Genomic DNA, 15329 nt, shown 5'->3' with positions numbered 1-15329 from the left:
AAATTTAACACACTAAAATTAACTTACTTTTAAGTGAAATTTTAAAACTGAGCGAATTGATATTCAGAATACGCTTTGTTATAATAAATTACAATATTTTCGCTCTTTCTCCTCAGTTTTAATATTTAGGATAAGAACCCATGCTATCATTCGGTACATAGAATATAAAATTGGTATTTTTTCTCTAAGCGTTCAAAAGAATTCCAGCAATTTAAGAGAATACTAATGAAATCTTGCTGAGTATTGGAGGCACTGTGTAAATGAACCGTAAAAAAGGCGGTAAGGTAGCCGCTGTAATCGACATCGGCTCAAGCATGCTGAAAATGAAAATTGCACAATTGCAAAAAGACAACATCGTAACCTTAGACCGATTGGAATACCCTATTAAAATTGGTTCTGAGGTATTCCACGGCGGAAAAATCAGCTTTGAGAGCCTCTGGAAGCTTTCTTCTACATTGCATGGTTACAGCGACGTGCTCAAGGAATATGGTGCTGAGCAGCCGCGCGTGGTTTCTACCACCGCTTTGCGCGAAGCAAAAAACCGCGAATACATTACCGACCAGTTAAAAATACAAAATGGTATTTCGGTTCAGGTTCTGGAAGATGACCAAGAAAAAACGCTCATCTACTCTGAAATACTAAACTCCATAAAATCCATGCCGAATTTCCCGGCTGGTAACACACTTATTTCTTTTATTGGCACCGGCAGTATTGGTCTTTCTATTTTTGACGGAACCAATATGATATTTTCCCAGAACATCTCAATCGGGCCAATGAAGCTGTATAACATGCTCGGCAGCATTCAAGAAAACAGCGGCGATTTCGATACGGTGGTGGAAGAATACCTTAACCTTACTGTTCGGCATATCCCCATACCCGGCCGTTTGAACAGCATCCGCAACCTTGTGCTTGCGGGGAGTGAAATTGAGCTGATTGCACGCATTTGCGGTGTAAAGCCTGAAAAAGGACATTACATCATTCAGTCCGAACTCATCGGGCGACTTCTTCAAGAGGTTCGCGTTATGACTCCGGACACCCTTGCCGCCAAATACGATATTACCGACGCAAGTGCGCAGGTTCTTTACCCGGTGCTTGTCATTTATATGCAGCTTCTTGAATTGACGCACGCCGATCGAGTCATTTGCCCAAAGATCGAGCTATGGGATGCAATTTTACGCCAGATGCTTGTACCAAAAAGCAAAAAAGAATACGAAACGCATGTTATTAACAGCTCCATCTCCTGTGCACAGTGGATTGCAGACCGTTACCGCTGTAACCCCTCACATTCGGATGCAGTTCGCCGTTTCTCCTGCCGTATCTTCGACAAAACCAAAAAAATACATGGTATGGATTATAAAAGCCGGCTCATACTCGAGCTGGCCTGCATTTTACACGACGCAGGGTATTACATTAATTCGAAAGAACACCTCAACAGCACGTTTGACCTTGTAAAGAACATTGATATATACGGCCTAACGGACAGAGAAGTTCTAATGGTCGCCTTTTTATCAAGCTACGATGAATACAACACACCCAGTGATGACGACCCGGAGTTTAACCGACTCGATAAACAAACCCGCCTGATGATTTCAAAGCTTGTGGCAATCTTCCGCCTATCAAATGCACTAGATAAGTCCCAAACCCAGAAACTCAAGGATATTGCGATTAAGCTAGAGAAAGACCGGCTTGTGATTACAAGCACCAGTGATGGAAACCTTACTCTTGAAAAATGGGCATTTGATTTATGCGCCCCGTTTTTTCAGGAGGTTTTCGGGATTCACCCTGTGCTGAATATAAAAACCCTTATGCTTTAAGGAAAGGGGGAAAAATGATGAACGAAAACAAGCAGTTTCCATTTGTTAATCGGGAACTGAGTTGGATGGACTTTAACTGGCGCGTGTTGGAAGAAGCCTTTGAAAAAGAAAACCCCGTGATGGAGCGACTGCGTTTTTTAGGAATTACTTCTTCTAATTTGGATGAGTTTTTTATGGTACGCGTTGCAGGAGTAAAAGCACAGGTTCAGTCCGGTTACAAAATGCCGGATCTTTCGGGCTTAACACCGGAAGAACTGATGATTCGCCTTACCCGCAAAATCCGAACCTTTACGGAACAGCAGTATAACTCCTTACACCGCTCCATACTACCTACATTACGAAAAGAAAATATTTTTTTCAGTACCCCAAGCGATTTGAACGATGAGCAGCAGCTCTTTCTCTCCGATTATTTTGATAAAATTCTCTTCCCCGTATTAACACCGCTTGCGGTAGACCGCAGCCGCCCATTCCCCATGCTCTCAAACAAGAGCCTTAATTTGGCGGTTCGCTTGAAAGGGGAAGAGGAATCTCTGTTTGCCGTGGTACAGGTACCGTCTATTCTCTCCCGCTTTTTGCAGATTCCCGACCCGGAACGCAAGGTCTTCGTTCTTCTCGAGAATATTATGTCCTATAAAATTAATACGCTATTTAGCATGCACCAAATTGAAGCATGCTCTCCCTTCCGCTTAACCCGAAACTCCGATTTGGAAATTGATGAGGATGCGGAAGACCTGCTTACTGAAGTACAAAAATCCATTAAAAAAAGAAAGCGCGGGCGCCCCGTTCGGCTCGAGATTTTGCAGAACTGCGACCCGGAAATCAAAGATTTCCTTGTAGAAATGCTCGATTTAAAATCACACGATTTATTTGAGGTTCCCGGGCCAATTGACCTTACCTACCTTACCAAATTTGCTTCGCTTCCCGGATACGATTCGCTGTGCTTTGACCCAATTAAGCCGGTGTACCCTCCTGCGGCTTTTTGGGGATATGAGGATGTTTTCGAAGCCATTCGTGAAAAGGACCGGATGGTACACCACCCCTATGAAAGCTTTCAATGTGTGGTCGATTTTGTAAGCCGTGCCGCAGACGACGCGGATGTATTGGCGATTAAGCAAACCCTGTACCGCGTAAGCGGCCATTCCCCCATTATCGGTGCACTTATCCGCGCGGCGGAAAACGGGAAGCAGGTAACGGTACTTGTAGAGCTGAAAGCACGATTTGATGAAGAAAATAACATCAATTGGGCCAAAAAGCTGGAGCAAGCCGGATGCCATGTGATATACGGCTTAGCTGGTCTGAAAACCCACTGTAAAATCTTACTCGTAGTAAGGCGCGAAGAGGATGGCATTCGCCGCTATGTTCACATGGGAACTGGTAACTACAACGACTCTACCGCGAAAATATATACCGATATTGGCGTGTTCACCTGCCGTGAGCCGTACGGTATCGACGCTTCCTCCCTGTTTAACGTACTTACCGGCTATTCCCGCCCGCCGGAGTACCGAAAATTTGTAGTGGCACCGCAGAGTATGCGCAGTTTTTTTGTCCGAATGATTCGTAGGGAAACCGAAAATGCCAAAAAAGGCCTCCCGAGCGGGATTACGGTAAAGGTAAACGCACTCATTGATTCGCAAATGATTAGCCTGTTGTATGAGGCTTCTAAGGCGGGCGTGCCCATTCACTTAATCGTGCGCGGCATGTGCAGTCTGATTCCTCGCTTGCCGGGGATGAGCGAAACAATCACTGTACAAAGCATCGTCGGGCAGCTTTTGGAGCACAGCCGTATTTTTGCATTTGAAAACGCAGGGGAACCCAAAATATACATGGGCAGTGCCGACTGGATGCCCCGTAATCTAGACCGCCGTGTAGAGCTCGTATTCCCTATCGAGGGAGAGGATTTAAAACGCCGGGCATTTGATATACTAGAAATCATGAAAAGCGACAATGTTAACACACGTATGATGCAGCCAGACACGGCGTACCTGCATGTAATTCGCCGCCGGGGCAAAGCCGCTATTAATTGTCAGTCTTTGTTCTCTACTATGGCAAAGAAAAATGTATCGGAACTGAAAAAAACAGAGGAAAGCAAGCTGATGGAGCCGATTCGCGATGCAGATAAGGCAAAGCGGCTCAAATAAGGAAAGGGGCAACACAACTCATGAGAGTAGGGATTCTGACAAGCGGAGGCGACTGCCAAGGCCTTAACGCCGCAATACGTGCAGTAGGGAAAGCACTGTATGAAAAGTTTGAGGAGGACGTAACCATCTTCGGGATTCGCGATGGTTACCGCGGCCTGATGGAGGGTGATTACTGGGAGATGAACCCGCGCGATTTTTCCGGTATATTAACATTGGGCGGCACGATCCTCGGAACATCTCGCCAACCGTTTAAAGAGATTCGCGGCCCCGAAGGCAGCCAAAGTGAAAAAGTAGAACAAATGAAGCGGAATTATAAAAAACTTCGCCTCGATTGCTTAGTTATATTAGGAGGTAACGGCACCCATAAAACCGCTAACCTGCTCAGCGGTGAGGGACTCAATGTAATTACACTGCCCAAAACCATTGACAATGACCTCTGGAATACCGAAATGACCTTCGGATTTTCAAGCGCAGTTGAAATTGCCTCTACTGTTATTGATTCCATTCACAGCACCGCCACCTCACACGGTCGCGTGTTTATCGTGGAGCTAATGGGACACAAGGTCGGCTGGCTTACACTGCACGCCGGCATTGCCGGCGGCGCAGACGCCATTTTATTACCGGAGATTCCCTACAACATTGAATCCATTTGCCGGGCATTGCAGCAAAGAAAGCGCTCCGGCAAGCAATTTTCGATTCTGGCCGTTGCGGAGGGTGCTCTTTCTGTAAAAGAAGCCTCTCTTTCGAAAAAAGAGCTTAAAGCACAAAGAGCAAAAATGACAGAGCCCTCCCTCTCCTACCGTTTGGCAAAGGAGATTGGCGAGAGAACTGGCAATGAGGTACGAGTAACAATCCCCGGGCATTTTCAGCGTGGAGGCAGCCCTTGCCCTTATGATCGAGTTTTGGCCACACGCTTGGGAACTGCCGCCGCGCAGATGATTCAAGATCGTCGTTTCGGCTGTATGGTGGCGTTGCAAAACCAGAAAATCGTTCCCGTGCCACTCAGTGAGGTAGCAGGCAAGCTTAAGGCCGTACCACTCGATTGCGATCTGATTCAGTCTGCACGAGACATTGGAATTAGCTTTGGGGATTAAAATCCAAAAGTAAATAAAATAGAATCTTATCATTCTTTATGAAGAAAGGGAGCTTCCGCATTTGCGAAAGCTCCCTTTCTATATTAATTATTTATAATTTAGAGGAATCATTTCTTTGCATTTCTCACGATTTCTGATCTGATGAGTGTTTAGGCTCTCCATCATTGTGCAAAGCGGGAAACTCTTCCGTGAACTCAGGTTTTGGGAGAACAAAGGGTGTTTTCATATAACATACCACCTGTACCACAAACAACGCAAGAGAGGCTAAGCATATCAGCCAGAGATAGCTCGACCACTGGTAAAGATTCGGCACGTTATTATCCGCCAGAACTCCTTGAAACATTTGCCCCATGAATAACGACGCACCACACAACAGGCTAATCAGCAGGTCAACTAGACCTCGTTTTGGGTATAGAGGGTGTTTTCTGTTTCTAAGATAAAAGTACACACTGCGAGCCGTATTTAATAGAATAATCGTCATTGCAATAAGGTACGAGCCAAAGCACCAAGTGTAATGGTTCATAATATCTTGCAGGGGATTTACCACCATAACAATTCCTCCTTATTCTTATTACATTATTTTACCAACTAATTTTTTATTATGCAATCTTATTTCAAATTACCGCTATTTGCTATAATGCTATGCTTTTCCTGTGGATAATTTCTCTTGACAAAAATCGACAAATCACTTATTATGGAAACGTTTTTGAAAAATAATAGATGCAGTATAGGTCTTAATATCTGGGAGGAACCCTTTGTCTAAGCATGGTACTTTCAAGCGTTACCTTATTTTCTTAGTTGGTATTTTTATTACAGATTTTGGTATTAGTTTTGTAACCAAAGCTGGTCTTGGAACATCACCCATTTCAAGCATCCCTTATACCTTGAGTTTTGGCTTTCAACCTACGATTGGAATGTTCACATTATACATGAGCGCTGTTCTCATCATCATACAGTTGCTTTTATTGAAGAAAGACTTTCCAAAGCAGTATTATCTGCAAATACCCGCTTCCATAGCATTCTCATGGTTTATGGATTTAACGATGAATCTATTAACTTTTTTAACACCAAGTGCCTACTGGGAGAAGCTGATTTCTCTTTTGATTGGTTGTATTCTTTTAGCAATAGGAGTCAACACCCAAATGATGGCAAACGTGGTTCTGCTTCCTGGAGAAGCTTTTGTTAAGGCGATATCCATTACTTTGCATACGGATTTTGGGAAAACAAAGGTAGCAATTGATACGCTATTCACCTTGATAGCTGGCCTGATTGGGTTGGTTTTATTCCAAAAAATTACAGGCATTGGAGAAGGTACATTAATTGCCGCCCTATTGGTTGGAACAATTGTCCGTTTCCTAAAAAGCAAATTCACTCTTATTGAAAATTTCTTTTTTGCAAGTGATCCTTGTTCCAAGGACTCTGTGATTGTAAGATAATAGAGATATAAAAACTCAGCAATTGGGTGAGGGTAAACCTCACCTTTTTATTTTCGTCATTTACACACATTATAAAACATGCTATCTCTACGCTTTTTCATGATATAATAAATAAAAAAGCAAAGGAGCTGCTAAAATGGAACCATCGAACACAAAAGAGTTACTACCATTTTCACTTGATGCTGTTGTGTTGGAGTGCAAAGATGCTGATTGTTTATCCGATTTTTATATCCGGCTTCTAGGCTGGAAGAAAAACTATGTGGAAGAAAACGAATGGACCGATATTATTTCTCCGTCCGGCGGTGTAAAAATCGCCTTTCAGCAAAATCCTGACTATATTCCGCCCGTATGGCCGAATCGGCTAGGAGCACAACAGCAAATGGCTCATTTGGATTTTACCGTACATAATCAGAAAGAGTTGAAGCTTGCCGTACAGCATGCGCTTGCCTGTGGTGCAGTAAAGGCCAATGTACAATATGGCGAAGCCGATTCCGCGGAAGATGAATCGTTATGGATAACAATGCTTGACCCGGCAGGGCACCCATTTTGCTTTGTTATTTGGTCGTAACTTTGCTAAGAATTTTTAGCGCATTGTTCCTTGATGAGAGAAGTATTCTTTAACATCGCTTTATTTGATTTATTTAAAAAGCTCTATAAGAAAAGGGAACACGAAACGTGTTCCCTTTTCTTAAGTTATTGCCTAGTTCTTAAAAGTAGTGAAGCGCTTGTGCACAAAATGACACGAAAGCAACCATTTGGTAAATGAAGTGCAGTTGCGAGCGAACGAGAGCTCTTAAGCAAAAAAGAACACCGTTCCAATGAAGGAACGGCGTAATCCATAAAAGTGATAGTGCAGAAATATGTTCTTCAACTATTTAATTCTTAGTTACGGCATACTGCCTGTTGAGCTAGCTTCGCCGGTCTCACCCTCAACAGTAATCAAATTCTGTAGTTTTTCGAATGCCTTTTCTCCAATCCCATCAACCTGCATGAGCTCCTCTTTGTTTCGAAAGGCACCGACTGATTCGCGGTAAGCTATAATTCTCTTTGCTGTAACCGGCCCAATGCTGGGCAGCGTTTGCAACAGCTCGGCATCCGCCGTATTTAGATTGATCAAAGAGGCTTTCACCGCAGGCTCTGGCTCATATGCTTCCTGCTGAGAATTTTCATCCTGCTTTACATAAGACGGTATCTTATCCCGTATCGCTGAAGCGACATCCGTTCTTACTACGGTAGTGAGCGTGACCTGCGGCACAAAAAGAACATTATACCCAATGATTAACGCGCAGAGAAATACTGCGATGGCAAGCAGCCACCGTACTTGACAGGCATCCTTATCCATATTCCCACCGCCATTAGTAAATTAAGCGCGTTCTAAATATTCAATCAAATCGGCTACCGCACCAAAACGACAATCACCCACCACTAAATCCGCCATTTGCTGTATCTCTTTTGGCGCATTGGAGGGTACTACAGCAAAACCAGCTGTTTTTAGCATTTCAATATCGTTATAGTAATCGCCTATTGCAATTAATTTTTCTCTTTTTAAACCTGTTTGGCGTAGAATCTCTTCCAAAGCACTTCCCTTGTCTACTCCCTCCGGAAGCATCTCTAAAAACCGGGCATCGCTCTGCACAAAGCGCACGCCCGGGTGTGAGAACGTTTCCGTAAATGCGTGCATCTGCTGCTTTACATCCGGCTCGGCAGCAAAAAGCACCTTACACCACGGTTCCGTAATGCAATCATCCTCCACGGGAGTACAGGGTAGATTTTCATGCTCCATATGCTCTTTTACGAGCTGATTCTCTTTTACAACATACTGATCACGCTGCGTAAAGGCCTCATACCCCATTTCAGGAAAGTGCTCTGCCAAACGGCGAGCATATTCCTTCGCTTCGGGTGGAAGCGAAAACACAGCCGCAATATGGTCGAGTTCACAGTCATATAAAATAGAGCCATTGAGCATCACGCAAAGACCCTTTGGGAACACTCTGCGGTAATAGCGGGCACCAGAATCTATGGATCGGCCGGTCGCAATCGCAAAGCGGCCGCCCTGCTCCTGAAAGCGCCGAATCGCATCAATATTGCGCTGCGGTATTGTGTGGTTTTCACCAATGAGGGTACCATCTAAATCCGATACCAAAAATATATCCTGAAGCTTCAAAAAAGAATCCTCCTCATTGTGCATCTGCTCAGTAACAACATATAAATTTGTTCCCAGCTACTTATTGGTAAGAAGAACCCGATTCATTTCGCAAACGTGCCAAAAAAGCGGTAAAATATGGTGGAAGCGGGCTGGTTAACTCAATATAGCGGCCGTCTCGCGGGTGGCAAAAGCCGATGGTTCTCGCATGCAGGCATTGCCCGCCTAGCGAGGTAATCACCTTTTTGGGCCCATACACTACATCCCCCGCAACCGGGTGCCCCAAATAAGCCATATGCACACGGATTTGATGGGTGCGGCCTGTTTCAAGTCGAAGGCGCACATAGCTAAAGCCCGTCAGTTCTTCTAACACCTGATAATGCGTAATCGCATGGCGGCTGTTTTTCTCTGTGACGGTCATTTTCTTGCGGTCGTTCGGGTGGCGCCCAAGGGGAGCCTCTACCGTACCGCTTTCTTCCCGTAAATGGCCATAAACAATTGCCTCATATTCCCTGGTAAAGGAATGCTCCTTAATTTGTGCAGCTAAATTTTGGTGCGCAAAATCATTTTTAGCAACAATTAAAAGGCCGCTGGTATCTTTATCAATACGGTGTACAATGCCGGGGCGTATTACACCGTTTATGCCAGACAAGGAATCGCCGCAGTGGTACAGCAGTGCATTTACCAAGGTTTTATCATAGTTGCCCGGCGCCGGATGAACCACCATTCCCTTTGGTTTATTTACCACCAGCAGGTCTTCATCTTCATACACAATGTCGAGTGGAATGTTTTCCGGCGCGGCCTGCTCAAGCGGAGTAGGGTCAGGCAAAAGCACCTCAATGGCATCTCCATGGGCAACTCGATCATTTTTTGAAAGCGGACGACCATCACGAAGCACGGCGCCCGTAAGCATCAGCTTTTGCACACCGGAGCGTGTTACATCCTCAAGCAGTTCACTTACTGCTAAATCTGCTCGGACATCCTGATGCTCTGCTCCAATTACCAGCAGCTTTTTTTGCACCTTAACCACCCATTCTGTGATTTCTGTTCTGATTGTAGTGCGCGTATTTGGAATAACGACCCGGTTGTCTCGGGCTTCCCTTTTCATCTGTAAAAAAGAGAAGGTAAATGATAAGCAGAGCGCAGCCTATGGTCACACAAATATCTGCAAAATTAAACACCGGCGGAAAAAATTGAAAGTGAATATAATCTACCACGTACTGGTAATGAAGGCGGTCAATCATATTGCCTATGCCACCAGCCAATACCAAAGTAAGCGCCGTGCGGGTAAGTGCGGTATGATTTTGATAAAAGATGAGCGCAGCAGCGATAGCAACACAAACCACAGCAGTAACCACAATAAACAGCCATTGGTGATTTGCGAGCATACCAAATGCCGCACCGCGATTTTCTACATAAGTAAGGTTAAAGAACCCCGGTATCAGTTCAATCTGCCCCAACGGTTTTAACTGCTGGGTCACAACACTTTTCAAAACTTGATCTATGGCAACTCCCGCCGCAACGGCGGCAAAGGACAAAAAGATTGCAATATAAGGCAAAAGAAACTCCCTCTCTTTCAGGAAAAAAGGGCGGATTTCTCCGTCCTCTCTCCGTCTATGAAATACTCCGGCCCCGCTACGCGGGTAATACATATATTATACTCCGGATTCATCCACTTCATCAAATTTTAATACATCGTAACGCAGGTCATGGCTCGGGAATTCTGTATCAAATACCGCTGCATCCACTGCGAAATCATCTTTTTCAGATACCGGGGTGTATTCCGGCTCGGGATCTGAGTGAACAACCGGCTCTTCCGGCATATAATGCTGCGCCTCCGATACCGACTCTTCCTCCTGCTGCTGTTCTGTGTCTAATACAGAGGCAGCGGGCTTTTCCTCATGCGAAAACTCTTCTTTTCGGCTGGGAATTGCATCGATTAGGGTTAAATGCTCTTTGTAAATCGCCAGAAGCTTTGTGCGGAATTCAACGACCTTTTTCTTCAGGTCATCCAGCTCACGCTGCTGCTCCACAACGTCTGCCTTTGCAGCACCGAGAATTCGCTCGGCTTTTAGATTGGCATCCTTTAGGATGATTTCTGCCTTATGGCGTGCTTCCCGCACGGAAGACTCGCCAAGCTTTTGTGCACTCACAAGAGCGTTCTTAATTTCGCTTTCTTCCAGCCGGTAGTCTTCAATTTTCCCTGCCAGAACAGAAAGTTTCTTCTCCAGCTCTTTCTTTTCCACAGCCAGTGCCTCATATGCCTCCGCCTGCTCCATCGTTTTCTTCAAAAGCTGGTCATAAGAATCTTTCACCTGGTCAATAAAGCTGTCAACATCCTCGGTACGGTAGCCCGAAAAATTGGATTTACGAAAGCTTACATTAATAATATCGTTGAGATTAAGCACGACAAAAACCTCCTGTTATCTATATTTTCTTCCACTCAAGTTCACACGGCCTTTTTTTGTTTCGGGGCCGACCTGATCCAAGATAAACCGACCGCTTCCCCGAACGGACAGGCGGTCCCCTTCCTTAACCACAGCAGAAACGGACAAAATTTGCACTCCGTTTAAAAGCACCCCACCCGATTCCACCATTCGCGCCGCTTTTTCACGGCTGGTGTGAAGTGCCGCCGCAACGGCGCAGTCGAGCCTGGGAGATGCAATGACAGAAGAAAACGGTTCAAAGCCAAGGCCGCCCGGCAGTGGCTCCTGAAAGCCGGGAGTAAGCTTTACCCCTACCCGGCCAACCTTTTCCACCTGTGTTTGCACGTAGGATTCCATCTCTTCCCGCAAAAACAAAACACTGCGCCCCGGCTCAATTAAAATATCGCCTACCGTGTCGCGTGTAATGCCAAGACCCATTAACGAGCCGAGAAAATCGCGGTGAGTGAGTTTGTCACACTCACGGAAAGAGGCGGTAACGGCGGCAAGGGGGAACAGTTCGGGCTGCGGCTCTAAATACTCGGGGAATGCACCGAACATCACACGCTCGGCACCATCAAAGCCACCCCAGAACAAATAGTGGAAAAAGCCCTCCCGGCGCAGTACACCCTGTGCCAAGAAGGCCTCCGCTTCTGAGAGAAAGCCCACAAATACCGGCTCATACCGCCGGGAACAGAGACGCACCGCATCCAGAAGTCTTGCCTCCAGTATGGCGTTCTCCTCAGGGGAATTCCGCTTCATTAGAAATAAACGCCGTTGTTTTCCAGCTCATCCAGCACATCGTCGCCGGTTAGCTCCACATTGTACGGAGTAATAATAAAGGTGCTTGCCGCAACACGCTTAATTTTACCCCCGTTTGCATAAGCCACACCGCTTAGAAAATCGATGATACGGCGGCTTACGTCTTTATTGGTATTTTCCAGATTAAGTACTACGGTGTGCATTTTCAGCAGCTCGTCCGCTACGGCACGGGTTTCTTCCCCAAACCGCTCTGGCTTAAACAATACCACTTGCAGCTGTGTGGTAGCATGAATGTTCACTACCTTATTGCTGCCGCCGGTACTGCCACCGCGCCTTACTGTTTCTCGCTCACGAATTGTATCTGCATGGTTCTCCGAGCCAGAGATAATCTCTTCCGCACGGTCATCCACATATTCTTCATCCTCATACTCATCTTCAGGAGCGCCTAACATATCTTTGAACTTTTGAACCAATCCGGCCATTTTACACTGCCTCCCTAATTATATTAAAGGATTTGATATTTCCTAGGTCCGAAAAGAGCCGAGCCCACTCGAACCATATTAGCTCCGCAAAGGATTGCCTGAGCATAGTCTGACGACATGCCCATGGATAAGAAATCCATGTGAATATTATCCATTCTTTTCGTCTTGATGTCAACATAATATTCTTGCATCCTCGAAAAATATGGCATAGAATCTTCCGGATTTTCGCATACGGGCGGGATTGCCATGAGCCCGCGCACCAAAACGCCCGGGAGACTGGAAATGTTTACCAGTAGTTCTTCTAGCCTTTCTGGCAGAACACCAGATTTATTTTCTTCGTGCCCAACATTTACCTCAACCAATATATTGGTGATGGTGTTGTTTAAAACCGAGAGTCGAGAAATTTCTTTTGCTAATTTTTCGTTATCTACCGACTGAATCAGACTAACCTGTCCAATTAAAAACTTCACTTTGTTGCTTTGCAAGTGGCCAATGAACTGGCGGTCACATGGGGCTAGGCTAGGCAGCTTATCGCACAACTCCTGCACCCGATTTTCGCCAATATGAGTTACGCCAAGCTCCACCGCACGGTTAATCACTGGAACAGCTACTGTTTTGGTAGCCGCAAGCAACGTAATTTTACTCACGCTTCTTGCAGATTTCACGGCGGCTTCTTCTATATTTTCCCGAACCACCTTAAGGTTCTCCTCTAAATCACGCATTTTCTCAGCGTAATCCCGTTCCACTTCACTTAACGACTTTTCCATCATATAGCTCCGTCCCTTCTGAAATAACCTCATCGTACAACCGTATGGAGGATTTTGTCATAAGTTCCTTCCACTCCGGATCTGTGTCGCTGAGCTCTTTACAGATCACATAACTGCCGCTGCTCATCAGTGGAATCACCTGCACAAATTCAATGGAGTTGCCGTGCATTACATAAACACCTTGCACTTCTTTGGTTACCGTTTTCTTCTTGCCGTCTTCCTGCTTGAATTCTTTTGTTATCTTCTCAAAATGGATGCTCTTTTGACTGACCATAATACCGGAATACGTGCCGGCCTGCACCTGAACGGTAGCGTCACGAACCGAAGCAATCCCAGTATCCATATAAGAACAACGCAGAATAACGGCGGCATCCCCTTGATGGTTTGGCTGGTTCACAGCTAGAACGACAGCAGGAACCGTTTTCCCCACTGCAAAGGGGAAGTTAATGGTAACGTGGTTGCCTTCCTTGAGCTTTAGAGCATCATCCTGATTGACTACGGCTGCAAAATACCAGTTAAATTCTTCGCATACCTTGCCAATCACGTCGCTGCCCAAAACTTGCGGCTTTTTCTTTGCTTTTAAGTCATTTACCGAAAGCTCCTTTACAGAAGCGTAATTATACTGCGATTCGTAACCATCCACCGCATTTACAAAGTACCCGGAAACCGGAGACTTCACCTGCCCCATTTTTCTGCCGCTAGTGGCGGGAATTGCACTTAGCTGGCTTTGCAGCTCTGCAATACGGGCCGTAAAGTCTTTGGTAACGCCGGTAACCACCTGTTGTTCATTCATGCGGTACAAAAGGGTATTTCTTTTTGAAGGCAAATCATTGTAATCTTTGCTTTGCAAAGAGGTTAATATTTCAGTAAGGCTTTGATTAATTTGCTTGGTCAGCGAACCGGGGTTTGCTGCATACGTATCTCCCGGGTTACTCAGGCTTTGCAGGCGAGCAATCTCTGCGGTGAGGTATTCTATCTGCTGCTGTTGGGTCGCATCCTTTGCACTATCGTATATTTCTGCAACTACGCCGCCTTTTGCAATTTTACCCCCCTCTCCCAAAGGATACGTGAGAACCCCCTGCACATTTTGGCGAAGAAGCTGTTCTTTGCGAATTACGGTTCCCGTCATTTGAACCATGTCTTCCGCATTGGCATACACAGCCGTTTCTGTTTTTACGCCACTGTAACTGGCATTGTAAATTTGGTTGCCAATATAAAAAAGGAGCAGCAGGCCGATTAGACCCGAAACCAGGCGTTTTAAAACCGGATTATTCATGCAGCTCCCTCCCCATAATTTCTTCTGCGGCGGCAAAAAGTTCCTGCCACTGCGGGTATTCATCTACATACAGCCACCTTGCCTGCTCTTCCCTACGGAACCAGGTAAGCTGACGCTTGGCATAGCGTCGGGTTTCACGCTGAATGGTCTCTTTTGCCTGCGGCAGTGTGATTTCACCACGAAAATACGGCAGTAGTTCCTTGTAGCCAATTGCCTGCATTGCCGTAGCTCCGCTGGGCATATCAAGTAGCTGCTTGGCTTCCTCCACCAATCCACGCTCGAACATTTCATCTACCCGAAGATTGATTCGTTCGTAAAGCTTCTCTCTGTCACGAAAGCCAAGGCATAAAAAACACGAACGATAGGGCGACGGTGCAAGGCGGGAACGCCGCAAATGCTCTGTCATGGTAACTCCCGTTACACGGTATAGCTCAATGGCACGAATCAGTCGGGGTAAATTGCGCGGCTCAATACGCTGGGCGGATTCGGGGTCGAACCCAGCGAGCTCCTGCAATAGGCTCTCTGCCCCCTCCTGCTCCGCACGCTCCTGCAATCGCGCACGTAAGGCCGGGTCATTGTCTATCTGGGTAAACTGTGTATTGGTGATTAATGAACGAATATAAAGCCCGGTGCCGCCTGCCAAAACCGGCAGCTTCCCACGGCCATGAATTTCTTTGATGGTTTTCTTGGCAAGAGCCACATAGTCTGCCACAGAAAAGGATTTGCCAGGCTCTACAAAGCCCATAAGGTGATGCGGCACACCCAGCGTTTCTTCCGGAGTGGGCTTTGCCGTTCCAATCTCCATCCCGTGGTATATCTGCATGGAATCTGCGGAAACCACTTCGCCATTGTGGCGAAGCGCCAATTCTGCGGCAAGGCGTGTTTTCCCGCTCGCGGTTGGGCCGCCAACGACGAGCAGTGGTATTTTCTCTTCCGGCATGAGCCTTCCCCCTCTCCAAAGTAACACCATTTGTTTTATCTTTTCCTTTCCTCC

At 46.0% G+C, this 15329-nt stretch carries 16 protein-coding genes; 5 read left to right on the top strand and 11 right to left on the bottom strand.

The genetic code is table 11. The annotated features are described in order from the left end of the window. The first annotated feature begins 260 nt into the window (after nucleotides 1-260). Genes E7L17_RS05530 through E7L17_RS05520 form a run of 3 tightly spaced genes read left to right on the top strand, consistent with a single transcriptional unit; the run spans nucleotide 261 to nucleotide 5046 of the window. Nucleotides 261-1814 (top strand): phosphatase, encoded by a 1554-nt coding sequence (locus E7L17_RS05530; protein WP_316322265.1) that lies wholly within the window; start codon nucleotides 261-263, stop codon nucleotides 1812-1814. Nucleotides 1815-1831: 17 nt separating this feature from the next. Further along, on the top strand, nucleotides 1832-3952 hold the full coding sequence (locus E7L17_RS05525) for an RNA degradosome polyphosphate kinase (protein WP_410470651.1): 2121 nt from the start codon (nucleotides 1832-1834) through the stop codon (nucleotides 3950-3952). A gap of 20 nt (nucleotides 3953-3972) precedes the next feature. After that, nucleotides 3973-5046, top strand: coding sequence for an ATP-dependent 6-phosphofructokinase (locus E7L17_RS05520; protein ID WP_316322263.1), 1074 nt, complete (start codon nucleotides 3973-3975; stop codon nucleotides 5044-5046). 124 nt (nucleotides 5047-5170) lie between these two features. Here the strand turns inward: E7L17_RS05520 and E7L17_RS05515 are convergent, their stop codons facing one another. Beyond that, nucleotides 5171-5596, bottom strand: a complete 426-nt coding sequence (locus tag E7L17_RS05515) for a hypothetical protein (protein ID WP_316322262.1) — start codon at nucleotides 5594-5596, stop codon at nucleotides 5171-5173. 205 nt (nucleotides 5597-5801) lie between these two features. On the opposite strand from E7L17_RS05515, the gene E7L17_RS05510 reads away from it, so the two are divergent. Together E7L17_RS05510 and E7L17_RS05505 are read left to right on the top strand one after the other, a co-directional pair. Next, entirely contained in the window at nucleotides 5802-6482 is a 681-nt protein-coding gene (locus E7L17_RS05510; protein WP_316322261.1) for a YczE/YyaS/YitT family protein, read from the top strand. A gap of 136 nt (nucleotides 6483-6618) precedes the next feature. Further along, the gene (locus E7L17_RS05505) at nucleotides 6619-7050 is read left to right on the top strand and encodes a VOC family protein (protein WP_316322260.1); all 432 of its coding nucleotides are present in this window, start codon (nucleotides 6619-6621) and stop codon (nucleotides 7048-7050) included. Nucleotides 7051-7368: 318 nt separating this feature from the next. Here E7L17_RS05505 and E7L17_RS05500 read toward each other — a convergent pair whose 3' ends face one another. The 10 genes from E7L17_RS05500 to miaA form a co-directional block, all read right to left on the bottom strand. Then, nucleotides 7369-7824, bottom strand: a complete 456-nt coding sequence (locus tag E7L17_RS05500; protein ID WP_316322259.1) for a helix-hairpin-helix domain-containing protein — start codon at nucleotides 7822-7824, stop codon at nucleotides 7369-7371. Nucleotides 7825-7845: 21 nt separating this feature from the next. Continuing rightward, nucleotides 7846-8646 (bottom strand): Cof-type HAD-IIB family hydrolase, encoded by an 801-nt coding sequence (locus E7L17_RS05495; protein ID WP_316322258.1) that lies wholly within the window; start codon nucleotides 8644-8646, stop codon nucleotides 7846-7848. 61 nt (nucleotides 8647-8707) lie between these two features. Continuing rightward, on the bottom strand, nucleotides 8708-9646 hold the full coding sequence (locus E7L17_RS05490; protein ID WP_316322257.1) for an RluA family pseudouridine synthase: 939 nt from the start codon (nucleotides 9644-9646) through the stop codon (nucleotides 8708-8710). Between the two features lies 1 nt (nucleotide 9647). Further along, on the bottom strand, nucleotides 9648-10184 hold the full coding sequence (lspA, locus tag E7L17_RS05485; RefSeq protein WP_316322256.1) for a signal peptidase II: 537 nt from the start codon (nucleotides 10182-10184) through the stop codon (nucleotides 9648-9650). 96 nt (nucleotides 10185-10280) lie between these two features. Next, nucleotides 10281-11033: a DivIVA domain-containing protein gene (locus E7L17_RS05480; RefSeq protein ID WP_316322255.1), complete on the bottom strand. Its 753-nt coding sequence runs from the start codon at nucleotides 11031-11033 to the stop codon at nucleotides 10281-10283. Nucleotides 11034-11048: 15 nt separating this feature from the next. Further along, nucleotides 11049-11810 (bottom strand): RNA-binding protein, encoded by a 762-nt coding sequence (locus tag E7L17_RS05475; protein ID WP_316322254.1) that lies wholly within the window; start codon nucleotides 11808-11810, stop codon nucleotides 11049-11051. Beyond that, on the bottom strand, nucleotides 11810-12292 hold the full coding sequence (locus E7L17_RS05470) for a cell division protein SepF (protein ID WP_085834016.1): 483 nt from the start codon (nucleotides 12290-12292) through the stop codon (nucleotides 11810-11812). Before E7L17_RS05470 ends, E7L17_RS05475 begins: the two co-directional genes overlap by 1 nt. 23 nt (nucleotides 12293-12315) lie before the next feature. Continuing rightward, nucleotides 12316-13062, bottom strand: a complete 747-nt coding sequence (locus tag E7L17_RS05465; protein ID WP_316322253.1) for a YggS family pyridoxal phosphate-dependent enzyme — start codon at nucleotides 13060-13062, stop codon at nucleotides 12316-12318. Further along, entirely contained in the window at nucleotides 13040-14335 is a 1296-nt protein-coding gene (locus tag E7L17_RS05460) for an HlyD family efflux transporter periplasmic adaptor subunit (protein ID WP_316322252.1), read from the bottom strand. The genes E7L17_RS05465 and E7L17_RS05460 overlap by 23 nt, the downstream gene beginning before the upstream one ends. Further along, nucleotides 14328-15275, bottom strand: a complete 948-nt coding sequence (gene miaA / locus E7L17_RS05455) for a tRNA (adenosine(37)-N6)-dimethylallyltransferase MiaA (RefSeq protein WP_316322251.1) — start codon at nucleotides 15273-15275, stop codon at nucleotides 14328-14330. Before miaA ends, E7L17_RS05460 begins: the two co-directional genes overlap by 8 nt. Nucleotides 15276-15329 lie beyond the last annotated feature (54 nt).

Origin of the sequence: Clostridium sp., assembly GCF_032576335.1 — a bacterium.
Classification (GTDB): domain Bacteria; phylum Bacillota; class Clostridia; order Oscillospirales; family Acutalibacteraceae; genus Faecalispora.
Note: the sequence above shows the minus strand (reverse complement) of the source record. Positions and strands in the feature narration are given on the sequence as shown.

Coding starts and splice junctions, on each gene's coding strand:
- E7L17_RS05525 (WP_410470651.1), top strand. CDS start 1,832: ATGAACGAAAACAAGCAGTTTCCATTTGTTAATCGGGAACTGAGTTGG.
- E7L17_RS05470 (WP_085834016.1), bottom strand. CDS start 12,292: ATGGCCGGATTGGTTCAAAAGTTCAAAGATATGTTAGGCGCTCCTGAA.
- E7L17_RS05500 (WP_316322259.1), bottom strand. CDS start 7,824: ATGGATAAGGATGCCTGTCAAGTACGGTGGCTGCTTGCCATCGCAGTA.
- miaA (WP_316322251.1), bottom strand. CDS start 15,275: ATGCCGGAAGAGAAAATACCACTGCTCGTCGTTGGCGGCCCAACCGCG.
- E7L17_RS05475 (WP_316322254.1), bottom strand. CDS start 11,810: ATGAAGCGGAATTCCCCTGAGGAGAACGCCATACTGGAGGCAAGACTT.
- E7L17_RS05465 (WP_316322253.1), bottom strand. CDS start 13,062: ATGATGGAAAAGTCGTTAAGTGAAGTGGAACGGGATTACGCTGAGAAA.
- E7L17_RS05520 (WP_316322263.1), top strand. CDS start 3,973: ATGAGAGTAGGGATTCTGACAAGCGGAGGCGACTGCCAAGGCCTTAAC.
- E7L17_RS05515 (WP_316322262.1), bottom strand. CDS start 5,596: ATGGTGGTAAATCCCCTGCAAGATATTATGAACCATTACACTTGGTGC.
- E7L17_RS05460 (WP_316322252.1), bottom strand. CDS start 14,335: ATGAATAATCCGGTTTTAAAACGCCTGGTTTCGGGTCTAATCGGCCTG.
- E7L17_RS05530 (WP_316322265.1), top strand. CDS start 261: ATGAACCGTAAAAAAGGCGGTAAGGTAGCCGCTGTAATCGACATCGGC.
- E7L17_RS05505 (WP_316322260.1), top strand. CDS start 6,619: ATGGAACCATCGAACACAAAAGAGTTACTACCATTTTCACTTGATGCT.